Annotated in this window: 8 protein-coding genes and 1 tRNA gene; 8 read left to right on the top strand and 1 reads right to left on the bottom strand. The window is 54.1% G+C overall.

Going from position 1 to position 11,581, the window contains the following annotated elements:
- Positions 1 to 797: 797 nt before the first annotated feature.
- The gene (locus tag V3W49_RS14340; protein WP_500146359.1) at positions 798 to 2,000 is read left to right on the top strand and encodes an L-lactate MFS transporter; all 1,203 of its coding nucleotides are present in this window, start codon (positions 798 to 800) and stop codon (positions 1,998 to 2,000) included.
- On the opposite strand, the gene V3W49_RS14335 is transcribed toward V3W49_RS14340, so the two are convergent.
- Positions 1,991 to 2,587 carry an HD domain-containing protein gene (locus V3W49_RS14335; RefSeq protein ID WP_500146357.1) on the bottom strand — a complete coding sequence of 199 codons (597 nt, stop codon included), beginning with the start codon at positions 2,585 to 2,587 and terminating at the stop codon, positions 1,991 to 1,993. The two genes, V3W49_RS14340 and V3W49_RS14335, sit on opposite strands and share 10 nt — an antisense overlap.
- 302 nt (positions 2,588 to 2,889) lie before the next feature.
- Here V3W49_RS14335 and eptB point away from each other — a divergent pair, with 302 nt between their 5' ends.
- From eptB to dppF, 7 genes are all read left to right on the top strand, one after another.
- A complete protein-coding gene (gene eptB, locus V3W49_RS14330) occupies positions 2,890 to 4,578 on the top strand; it encodes a kdo(2)-lipid A phosphoethanolamine 7''-transferase (RefSeq protein WP_500146355.1) in 1,689 nt (562 codons plus the stop codon).
- 81 nt (positions 4,579 to 4,659) lie between these two features.
- Positions 4,660 to 4,736, top strand: a tRNA-Pro gene (locus tag V3W49_RS14325).
- 783 nt (positions 4,737 to 5,519) lie between these two features.
- A complete protein-coding gene (gene dppA, locus V3W49_RS14320; RefSeq protein ID WP_500146354.1) occupies positions 5,520 to 7,127 on the top strand; it encodes a dipeptide ABC transporter periplasmic-binding protein DppA in 1,608 nt (535 codons plus the stop codon).
- A 144-nt stretch (positions 7,128 to 7,271) separates the two neighbouring features.
- Positions 7,272 to 8,291, top strand: a complete 1,020-nt coding sequence (gene dppB, locus V3W49_RS14315; RefSeq protein WP_500146352.1) for a dipeptide ABC transporter permease DppB — start codon at positions 7,272 to 7,274, stop codon at positions 8,289 to 8,291.
- Between the two features lie 9 nt (positions 8,292 to 8,300).
- The gene (gene dppC / locus V3W49_RS14310; protein WP_500146351.1) at positions 8,301 to 9,200 is read left to right on the top strand and encodes a dipeptide ABC transporter permease DppC; all 900 of its coding nucleotides are present in this window, start codon (positions 8,301 to 8,303) and stop codon (positions 9,198 to 9,200) included.
- 12 nt (positions 9,201 to 9,212) lie between these two features.
- A complete protein-coding gene (dppD, locus tag V3W49_RS14305) occupies positions 9,213 to 10,196 on the top strand; it encodes a dipeptide ABC transporter ATP-binding protein (RefSeq protein WP_500146349.1) in 984 nt (327 codons plus the stop codon).
- The gene (dppF, locus tag V3W49_RS14300; protein WP_500146348.1) at positions 10,193 to 11,215 is read left to right on the top strand and encodes a dipeptide ABC transporter ATP-binding subunit DppF; all 1,023 of its coding nucleotides are present in this window, start codon (positions 10,193 to 10,195) and stop codon (positions 11,213 to 11,215) included. Before dppD ends, dppF begins: the two co-directional genes overlap by 4 nt.
- Positions 11,216 to 11,581 lie beyond the last annotated feature (366 nt).

Here is an 11,581-nt window from a genome sequence, read left to right as displayed (position 1 = left end):
GTCTACCATGTCCCCGAACAAGTGTTCACTATGTCCCCGGACCGTACACCCGAAACGGGAGAGGGAGTTTCCCGGCAGTGAACGGACAGCCCACCGCATCGTCATATTCTGCCGTTTCTGTTCTGAAACCGGGCGCCGGAGCCACCTGTCACCCTCACCTGGCCCTCTCCCGAAACGGGAGAGGGAGTTTCCCGGCAATGAACGGAACAGCCCACCGCATCGCTATGTTCCGCCGCTTCTGTTCTGAAACAGGGCGCCGGAGCCACCTGTCACCCTCACCCTGGAACGTACACCCTGAAGGGAGAGGGAGTTTCCCGCCAATGAACGGAACAGCCCACCGCATCATCAGATTCTGCCGGTTTTTTGTTTCCGCTTTCGAACACTCCACGCTAATCCACGATGAACCTAAAATTTTGTCGACCGGATCGCGATGAGGCGACGAAGGAAATATAAAGTTGGCGCTTACTTACTTTTGACCCCATTTACCAGGGAGGACGGAAAGCGGCTATCCCGTAAATGATGCAACGACGCATCGGGGTTTTGTTAAAAAAGGCGCTGGAATGTTAATCATCATATGCCTTTTTGTAATTATTAGTGCCTTTATTTACAGGGCATAAAGCGAAAGTGGCCACTCACTTTTTTGCCGGGCGATCGGTGGTGCGGCCATTCATTCCCGCTTAATGGCATTTCATTCCGCCTGAACGGCATTTCATTCCTTTTTCCCCCGGGTCGGGTATCGTACCGGATAAGGTAACCAGCAGAGATTAATGATTTCACTTGTTGGCCAGGACTCTGCTATGAACACAACCACAACGAATCGTACCCGCTGGTTAACCCTGATTGGTACCATCATTACGCAGTTTGCACTGGGCTCTGTGTATACCTGGAGCCTGTTTAATGGGCCGCTGGCTAATAAGCTGGGCGAGCCCGTGAGCCAGGTGGCTTTCTCTTTCGGCCTGCTCAGTCTGGCGCTGGCACTTTCGTCGTCGGTGGCGGGTAAGCTACAGGAGCGTTTCGGCGTGCGCCGGGTTTCTGTCGCTGCCGGTCTGATGCTGGGGCTGGGATTATGTCTGACCGCCTGGTCCAGTAACCTGATGCTGCTCTGGCTGTGCGCCGGAGTGCTGGTGGGGCTGGCGGATGGGGCCGGTTATCTGATGACGCTGTCGAACTGTGTGAAATGGTTTCCGGAACGTAAGGGGCTGATTTCCGCCTTCGCCATCGGCTCCTATGGGCTGGGCAGTCTGGGCTTTAAATTTATTAACACCCACCTGCTGGCGGCGTATGGCCTGGAAGAAACCTTTATGATTTGGGGCGTAATGGCGCTGGTGATGGTGCTTGTCGGTTCCTGCCTGATGAGCGATGCGCCGCGGCAGAGTGTGACCGCCGCCTCTGGCGGCGTCGAACAGGACTTCACGCTGGCCGAATCCATGCGTAAACCGCAGTACTGGATGCTGGCGCTGATGTTCCTGACGGCCTGCATGAGCGGCCTGTACGTTATCGGCGTTGCTAAGGATATCGCGCAGGGAATGGTACATCTGGATGCGATGACTGCGGCCAGCGCCGTTACCGTTATCTCTATTGCTAATCTTGGCGGCCGTCTGGTACTGGGCGTGCTGTCGGACAAAATAGCGCGTATCCGCGTCATTGCCATCGGGCAGGTGATTTCGCTGGTGGGCATGGCCGCGCTGCTTTTCGCGCCGCTGAATACCATGACCTTCTTTGCCGCTATTGCCTGTGTGGCCTTTAACTTCGGCGGCACTATTACCGTCTATCCATCGCTGGTCAGCGAATTCTTTGGGCTGAATAATTTGACCAAAAACTATGGCGTTATCTACCTGGGCTTCGGTATCGGTAGCATTTGCGGTTCGATTATCGCTTCGCTGTTCGGTGGGTTCTATGTCACCTTCTGCGTTATCTTCGCCCTGCTGATTTTGTCGCTGGCGTTTTCCACCACCATTCGTCAACCGGCGCATGAGCATCTGAAAGAGGCTCACGCCTGAGGTGCCAGATAGCGCATCGCCCGTTTATCAAACCAGGCCGCCGGGATGTTGTACGGCGGCCTCATTAATTGTGTAATGCCTTGCTCTACGACCAGTTGCGCTTCCTGACGCAGTTGGTCATTTCCCCGCGTCATACCTGCCAGCTGTAGCCGTTTTTCCAGTAGATAGACGCGTGCGAAATCGGGGTCATAATGCAGTAATTCCCGGGTGTTATCGATAATGTCAGCCAGCTTGATGGTCTGGGCACGGGAACAGGCGTGGGCGCTGTGCTGGAAGTGCAGGCGTTTACGCTGGGCGCGGTTCATGCCTTCTGGCGTTGGCGGATTGGTCAGCATCCCGACCAGGCGTGCCACTTCGGAGCCAAAGCGACTTTCAATATCGCCCAGGGTGGTATCGGTATCTTCTACGGTGTCATGTAGCCAGGCGGCGGCCAGTGCGGCGTCATCTTCAGGTAATACCTGGCGTACCTGTGCCACCACCGCCGCCGGGTGGATGATATAGGGATCGTTGGTGTACTTACGCCGCTGATCCCGGGCGGCGTGAGCCCGTGTTGCAAAGCGGCGAGCGCGTTCTTCCAGTGACGGCATGTTTTTTCCTCCAGTGAAACCTGAGCCACTTACCGTAACGTTTTCCCATAACTTCTTATTGCGCGTCCAGTTTTCCGGAAAAATTCAGAAGTATTCCCCCATAATTCTCAGATACGGAATTGTCTAATATTTATGCGATAAGAAATACCCTAGGGTATGTATGACTTTTTATTCCTTCACTTACCTGAGCAGCGACAGACTTATCCTGTTTTTATTTGTGGGTATTCCTTTCAGAACTCTGGCACATTTTCAGGGTCAGATAAGTGTTTTCAGATCTTTTATTTTTTGCCGGGGCGGCTTGCATGAAATTTATAAAATCGATAACCCAGCAGAAACTCTGCTTTCTGTTGGCTATCTACATCGGCCTCTTTCTGAATGCATCGGTATTTTACCGGCGTTTCAGCCTGTTCGCGCAGGACTTCACGCTGCTTGATGGCGTGACCGCCGTCGTAGAAGTGGTGGCGACGGTTCTGGTCACCTTCTTTTTATTACGGGTTATTTCGCTGTTCGGGCGTCGGATCTGGCAGGTACTGGCCTCTTTTATTGTCCTCTGTTCGGTCGGCGCCAGTTATTACATGACATTTTTAAATGTCGTTATTGGCTACGGCATTATTGCTTCGGTAATGACGACCGATATCGATCTTTCCAAAGAAGTGGTGGGGAAAGACTTTATTATCTGGATGGTGCTGGTCAGCGCGTTGCCGCTACTGCTGATCTGGAGTAATCGCTGCCGCTTTACGCTACTTCATCAGTTGCGCACCCCGGGGCTGCGTCTGAAGAATCTGGTGGTAATGGTGGTGGTCGGGCTGCTGGTCTGGGCGCCGCTGCGCTTTATCGATATCCAGATGAAAGAGATTGAGGAAACCACCCGGGTGGATATGCCGAGCTATGGCGGTGTGGTGGCGAACTCCTATCTGCCTTCGAACTGGGTGGCGGCGCTGGGGCTGTATGCCTGGGCGCAGGTGGATGAATCCTCGGATCACCGTTCGCTGATGAACCCGGCGCAGAAGTTTAACTATGAAGCGCCGAAGGGCATAGATGATACCTATGTGGTATTTATCATCGGCGAAACGACGCGCTGGGATCATATGGGGCTGTTTGGCTATGAGCGCGACACCACGCCGAATCTCTCTCGCGAGAAGAATCTGGCGGCGTTTCGCGGCGAATCCTGCGATACCGCGACCAAACTTTCGCTGCGCTGTATGTTCGTACGGGAAGGAGGAACAGAGGATAATCCTCAACGCACCCTGAAAGAACAGAACATTTTTGCGGTGCTGCGCCAGCTTGGTTTCAGCAGTGACCTGTTTGCGATGCAGAGTGAACTCTGGTTTTACAGCAATACCATGGCAGAAAATATTGCCTACCGGGAAATCATCGGCGCCCGTCATCAGGGTAAGCGGGTGGACGATATGCTGCTGCTGGATGAAGTGAAAGATTCTCTGGCGGAGCATCCCAAAGGTAAGCATCTGGTGATTCTGCATACCAAGGGCTCGCACTTTTCCTACGCGCAGCGTTATACGCGCGATTATGCGAAGTGGAAGCCGGAATGTATTGGCGGAGATAAAGACTGTAGCCAGGCCGAGCTGATTAACGCTTACGATAATTCCATCCTGTATGTGGATAGCTTTATCGATAAGGTTTATGACCAGTTCCGCGATAAGAAGGCGTTGATCTTCTATGCGTCGGATCACGGTGAGTCCATTAACGAGCATGAGCGTCTGCATGGTACGCCACGCGAAATGGCGCCGCCGGAGCAGTTCCGGGTGCCGCTGCTGGTATGGGCCTCAGATAAGTATCTGCAAGACCCTGAACGCGCCCGGGCTTTCGCACATATGCAGGAAGAAGCGAAACGCGGCGTGGAGCATCGCCATGTGGAACTGTACGACTCAATCCTGGGCTGTCTGGGCTACACATCGCCTGATGGCGGGATTCGCGAGCAGAACAACTGGTGCCACATTCCGCATGCTTCTGCAGCGAAAGCCGCGGATTGATGGGTTTTCAGACGATCGATTCTCTTTTTCTTAAAAAGGATTGACGCCGCATCGGGGGGGCAGTAATATGCGCCCCGCATTCGGTGATTGGCGCAGCCTGGTAGCGCACTTCGTTCGGGACGAAGGGGTCGGAGGTTCGAATCCTCTATCACCGACCAGATTCAGAAAAACCCAACCGCAAGGTTGGGTTTTTTGCTTTCTGCCTCTCGCTAATCCTCGTTGATTCGTCATCTCTGCAGTCGACTTATCCCCGTATTCTCTTATCCTCTCCTCCATAGAATTTTCTTCTGCATCCTGAAGTTTTCGCCTTATAAACCCACCATAAGCGCATTGTCTGAGAGAAATTTCACAGAAAAACGAACCTCATTGATTGCTGATAATTTATCTTTATCCAGCGTTTTATTCTAATTAAATGGCGGTAGCATAATTTTCTGTACTGTGAATTAACGCAAAGGCTTTTTTTAATGGTTGTTTCGTATGGCACACAATTTTGATAAAAGCCCGACGGCTATATTGACCTTTAGCCTGCCAGTTGACAGATTGTAGTGCGAGAAGTCGGGTAACCAGGTGCTTTGTCTGGATAAACGAGACATAACCTTGAGGATTGCCTTATTTATATTCCGAGCGGGCCGGGTAAAAAATAAAAAAGGTCCGATGATAAACCCAAAATAACTCAGGTTTTATCAACGTAGTCTGGCCTGAATCAGTGCATATACCCATCATACTTCAAGCTGCAGATGCGTTGGCTGCACTCGCTCATCCCGGTCGCATAGTACGGCTATGCTCCCGGGGATTCATGAGCTTGCCGCCTTTCTGCAACGCGAATTATTCAGGGTATAGACGGCGAAGTTGTCGGCGCTTTACGGCAAGCTACAGTGAAACAACCGGTGTTATGGCGGGAGTCAACAACGCACAACATACATCACACTGGAGCAAAACTGATGAGAATTTCCTTGCGCAAATCAGGGGCGGTAAAACTGGGGCTTGGCCTGCTGGCTATGGCTTGCGCCGCGAGCGTACAGTCAAAAACGCTGGTTTATTGTTCCGAAGGTTCACCGGAAGGGTTTAACCCGCAGCTGTTCACCTCCGGCACAACATATGATGCCAGCTCGGTACCAATCTATAACCGACTGGTTCAGTTCAAGCTCGGCACAACAGAGGTTGTTCCCGGGCTCGCGGAGAAATGGGATATCAGCGAAGATGGCAAAACCTATACCTTCCATCTGCGTAAAGGCGTGAAATGGCATACCACCAAAGCGTTTAAGCCCAGCCGTGACTTTAATGCCGACGATGTGGTGTTTACCTTCGATCGTCAGATGAATAAGGAAAATCCCTATCACAACGTTTCTGGCGGCAGTTATGAATACTTCGAGGGTATGGGATTTCCCAAATTAATTAAAGAAGTTAAAAAGGTTGATGAATATACCGTTCAGTTTGTATTAAGCCGACCGGAAGCGCCGTTCCTGGCCGATTTGGCTATGGACTTTGCTTCAATACTTTCGAAAGAGTATGCCGATAATATGCTGAAGGCAGGAACGCCGGAAAAATTGGATCTTAATCCTGTGGGTACAGGGCCCTTCCAGTTGCTGCAATATCAAAAAGACTCCCGGATTCTTTATAAGGCTTTTCAGGATTACTGGGGAACGAAACCGAAAATCGACCGCCTGGTGTTTTCGATCACGCCCGATGCTTCAGTACGCTATGCCAAGCTGCAAAAAAATGAATGCCAGGTGATGCCTTACCCGAACCCGGCCGATATCGCTCGTATGAAAGAAGATAAGAATATCAATCTGATGGAGCAACCGGGGCTTAACGTTGGCTATCTGTCGTTCAATGTTGAAAAGCCGCCGCTGGATAATGTAAAGGTACGCCAGGCGCTGACTAGGGCGGTGAATAAAGAGGCGATTATCAAAGCCGTTTACCAGGGCGCGGGCCAGCCGGCTAAAAACCTGATTCCGCCCACCATGTGGGGCTATAACGACGATGTGAAAGACTACAGCTACGATCCGGAAAAGGCGAAGCAGTTGCTGAAAGAGGCCGGAATGGACAAGGGCTTCACCATCGACCTGTGGGCTATGCCGGTGCAGCGCCCCTACAACCCCAACGCCCGCCGTATGGCAGAGATGATCCAGGCTGACTGGGCGAAAATTGGCGTGAAGGCGAAGATTGTCTCCTACGAGTGGGGTGAATACCTCAAGCGCGCCAAAGATGGCGAGCACCAGACCGTGATGATGGGCTGGACCGGCGACAATGGGGATCCAGATAACTTCTTCGCCACGCTGTTCAGCTGCGCGGCGGCGAAAGATGGCTCTAACTATTCTCGCTGGTGCTATAAGCCTTTCGAGGAGCTGATCCAGCCAGCTCGCTCCACGGAAGATCACAACAAGCGTATCGAGCTTTACAAGCAGGCTCAGGTGGTGATGCATGACCAGGCCCCGGCTTTGATCATTGCTCACTCCACCGTATTCGAGCCGGTACGTAAAGAGGTGAAGGGCTATGTTGTCGATCCGCTCGGGAAACACAATTTTGAGAGTGTATCCATAGAGTAGAACCCGCCTGGTCTGTTCTGATGTTGCTCTCTCGTCGTAACGGCGAGGGAGCAACCTGACGATCAAAGTATCGAATCCCGGCAGGAAGCCCTGGCGTTCCGGCGGCTGTGTCGTTTCTGGCGGGTGACATAAGAGAATTCAGATATGCTGCAGTTTATTCTCAGACGTCTGGGGCTGGTTATCCCGACGTTTATTGGTATTACGCTGCTGACCTTCGCCTTTGTGCATATGATTCCCGGCGACCCGGTGATGATTATGGCGGGCGAGCGCGGTATGTCCGCTGAGCGTCACGCTCAGCTTCTGGCGCAGCTGGGGCTCGACAAGCCGCTCTGGCAGCAATATTTCACCTATGTCTGGAACGTGCTGCATGGCGATCTGGGCATCTCCCTGAAAAGCCGCATTCCGGTCTGGGATGAGTTCGTTCCACGCTTTAAGGCCACGCTGGAACTTGGCGTGTGCGCCATGATCTTCGCCGTATCGGTGGGGATTCCGGTGGGTGTCCTGGCGGCGGTAAAACGCGGCTCCATTTTCGATCACGCCGCCGTGGGTCTGGCGCTGACCGGCTACTCTATGCCCATTTTCTGGTGGGGCATGATGCTGATTATGCTGGTGTCGGTACAGCTAAATCTGACCCCGGTTTCCGGGCGCATCAGCGATATGGTTTTTCTGGACGACACCATGCCGTTAACCGGCTTTATGCTGATCGATACCGCTCTGTGGGGCGAAGAGGGCGATTTCATTAACGCGCTCGGGCATATGGTGCTGCCTGCGATTGTGCTGGGTACCATCCCGCTGGCGGTGATCGTGCGTATGACCCGTTCTTCGATGCTGGAAGTGTTGGGCGAAGACTATATCCGTACCGCCCGCGCCAAAGGGCTGAGTCGGCTGCGGGTGATTATTGTGCATGCGCTGCGTAACGCGATGCTGCCGGTGGTCACGGTTATCGGTCTACAGGTGGGCACTTTGCTGGCGGGGGCGATCCTGACCGAAACCATTTTCTCCTGGCCGGGCCTTGGCCGCTGGCTGATTGAAGCGCTACAGCGCCGCGATTACCCGGTGGTACAGGGCGGCGTACTGCTGGTGGCGACCATGATTATCCTGGTGAACCTGCTGGTGGATCTGCTGTACGGCGTGGTGAATCCGCGCATTCGCCACAGGAAGTAAGGAGGCATCATGACGCAACTGACTGAAAATAATCTGAGTGCGCCGGCGCCGATGTCGCCGCTGCGCGAGTTTTGGTTCTACTTCCGGCGCAACAAAGGGGCGGTGATCGGCCTGGCCTATATTGTCATCATGGTGCTAATTGCGCTGCTGGCGAGCTTCATCGCCCCGCATAACCCGGCGGAGCAGTTCCGTGATGCGCTGTTGCATCCGCCGGTGTGGCAGGAAGGGGGAAGCTGGCAGCATATTCTGGGAACCGACGACGTAGGACGAGACGTGCTATCGCGCCTGATGTACGGTGCCCGGCTGTCGCTGCTGGTGGGCTGCCTGGTGGTGGTGCTGTCGCTGGTGATGGGGATTATCCTTGGCCTGGCGGCGGGTTACTTCGGCGGTGTGGTGGATATCGCCATTATGCGCGTGGTCGATATCATGCTGGCGCTGCCCAGCCTGCTGCTGGCGCTGGTTCTGGTGGCGATTTTCGGCCCCTCCATCGTCAATGCCTCGCTGGCGCTGACCTTTGTGGCGCTGCCTCACTATGTGCGTCTGACCCGTGCCGCGGTGCTGGCAGAGGTTAACCGGGACTATGTCACCGCTTCCCGGGTCGCGGGCGCGGGCGCGCTGCGCCAGATGTTTATTAATATTTTCCCTAACTGCCTTGCGCCGCTGATCGTTCAGGCGTCGCTCGGTTTCTCTAATGCCATTCTCGATATGGCTGCCCTTGGCTTTCTGGGGATGGGGGCACAGCCTCCTACGCCGGAGTGGGGCACCATGCTCTCGGATGTTTTGCAGTTTGCCCAGAGTGCCTGGTGGGTTGTGACCTTCCCGGGGCTGGCCATTCTGCTGACGGTGCTGGCGTTTAACCTGATGGGGGACGGACTCCGCGATGCCCTCGATCCCAAACTCAAGCAGTAAAAGAGGCAAGAGATGGCGTTACTGAATGTTGATAATTTATCGGTGCATTTCGGCGACGACGCGGCGCCGTTTCGCGCCGTGGATCGCGTTAGCTATAGCGTGGATCAGGGCGAGGTGGTCGGCATTGTCGGCGAGTCCGGCTCAGGAAAGTCGGTGAGTTCGCTGGCGTTGATGGGGCTTATCGACTTTCCAGGGAAGGTGATGGCGCAGGAGCTGGTGTTCAGCGGTCAGGATTTGCAGCGTCTTTCTGCGCGGGAGCGCCGCAACCTGGTGGGCGCCGATGTGGCGATGATCTTCCAGGATCCGATGACCAGTCTGAACCCCTGTTACACCGTGGGCTACCAGATCATGGAGGCGATTAAGGTACACCAGGGCGGCAATCGCCGCACCCGGCGTCAGCGGGCTATCGATCTGCTGAATCTGGTAGGGATCCCCGATCCCGCTTCAAGGCTGGATGTTTATCCGCACCAGCTGTCAGGTGGTATGAGTCAGCGCGTAATGATCGCGATGGCGATTGCCTGTCGGCCCCGGCTGCTGATTGCCGATGAGCCAACTACCGCGCTGGATGTCACCATCCAGGCGCAAATCATTGAACTGCTGCTGGCGCTGCAGCAGCAGGAAAATATGGCGCTGATTCTGATCACCCACGATCTGGCGCTGGTGGCTGAAGCCGCTCACAAAATCATCGTGATGTATGCCGGGCAGGTGGTTGAGGCCGGGATTGCGGAGGATATCTTCCGCGCGCCGCGCCATCCCTATACCCAGGCGCTGCTGCGGGCGCTGCCGGAGTTTGCGCAGGACAAAGCGCGGCTGGCCTCGCTGCCTGGCGTGGTGCCGGGTAAATATGACAGGCCGTCCGGCTGCCTGCTGAATCCGCGCTGCCCTTACGCCACCGACCGCTGTCGGGCCGAGGAGCCGCAGCTTGCCAGCCTGCCGGACGGTCGCCGGTCAAAATGCCACTATCCGCTTGATGATGCCGGGAGGCCGACGCTATGAGTAATCAGAACAACACCGGCCAGCCGCTGTTGCAGGCCAGAAGCCTTAAAAAATATTACCCGGTAAAAACCGGACTCTTTGCGCCGGAACGCCAGGTAAAGGCGCTGGACGGCGTCTCTTTCACCCTGGAGCGCGGTAAAACGCTGGCCGTGGTGGGTGAATCCGGCTGCGGTAAATCCACGTTGGGGCGGCTGCTGACCATGATCGAAACCCCGACCGGGGGCGAACTGTACTGGCAGGGCCAGGATCTGCTGAAGCACGATCCCCAGGCCCAGAAGCTGCGTCGTCAGAAGATCCAGATAGTGTTTCAGAATCCGTATGCTTCGCTGAATCCGCGCAAAAAGGTCGGACAAATTCTGGAAGAGCCACTACTGATCAACACCGGATTAAGTAAAGCGGAGCGACGTGAAAAGGCCATGGCGATGATGGCGAAAGTGGGGCTGAAGCAGGAGCACTACGATCGCTATCCGCATATGTTTTCCGGTGGCCAGCGCCAGCGTATTGCTATTGCGCGTGGCCTGATGCTGGATCCGGATGTGGTGATCGCCGATGAACCGGTGTCGGCGCTGGATGTCTCAGTACGGGCGCAGGTGCTGAATCTGATGATGGATCTGCAGCAGGAGATGGGGCTTTCCTACGTCTTTATTTCGCACGATCTCTCGGTGGTTGAGCACATCGCCGATGAGGTAATGGTGATGTATCTGGGACGCTGTGTGGAAAAAGGCACCAAAACGCAGATTTTCGATAATCCACGCCATCCGTATACCCAGGCGCTGTTGTCGGCGACGCCGCGCCTGAATCCGGCATTACGCAGGGAGCGGATAAAACTCACCGGCGAGTTGCCCAGTCCGCTGAATCCGCCGCCGGGCTGCGCCTTCAGCGCCCGCTGTCGCCGCTGTTTCGAGCCATGCACCCAAAGCCCGCCGCAGCTCAAATCATACCAGGGGCAGCTGGTGGCCTGTTTTGCCATCGATAAGGATGAAGGAAACGACGGCGATTCATCGTTCCACGCCGCCTGAGCCTTTTACATTATCGTTTCCAGGAGCGCCAGCAGGCGCTCTTTTTTTGTTGACTGAATGGAAATGTCAGTAATATTTTTTCTGAGTATACTTTTCTGTATTTTTATTCAGTGATTTATTGGATATGTCTGAAAATAAAATATCTTCTGTGATATAGGTTGTGTTATTTCATTTAAAAATTAAACTCCTTATGAAAATTCTTAATAGGATGTGACTCTTGAAAATGGTGTTAATGACTTTAACTCATTATCATTAGTTTGAATATTATGTCTGTGATGCTTTGCATCAGACATGAATTTATTTTCTTTGTTCATCCCCCGTTGTGAAAGTACGTTTTGGTGGAGAAGATGGATGCTCATATCAGGA

The organism is Rosenbergiella sp. YN46 (assembly GCF_036620675.1).
GTDB lineage: Bacteria > Pseudomonadota > Gammaproteobacteria > Enterobacterales > Enterobacteriaceae > Jejubacter.
Note: the sequence above shows the minus strand (reverse complement) of the source record. Positions and strands in the feature narration are given on the sequence as shown.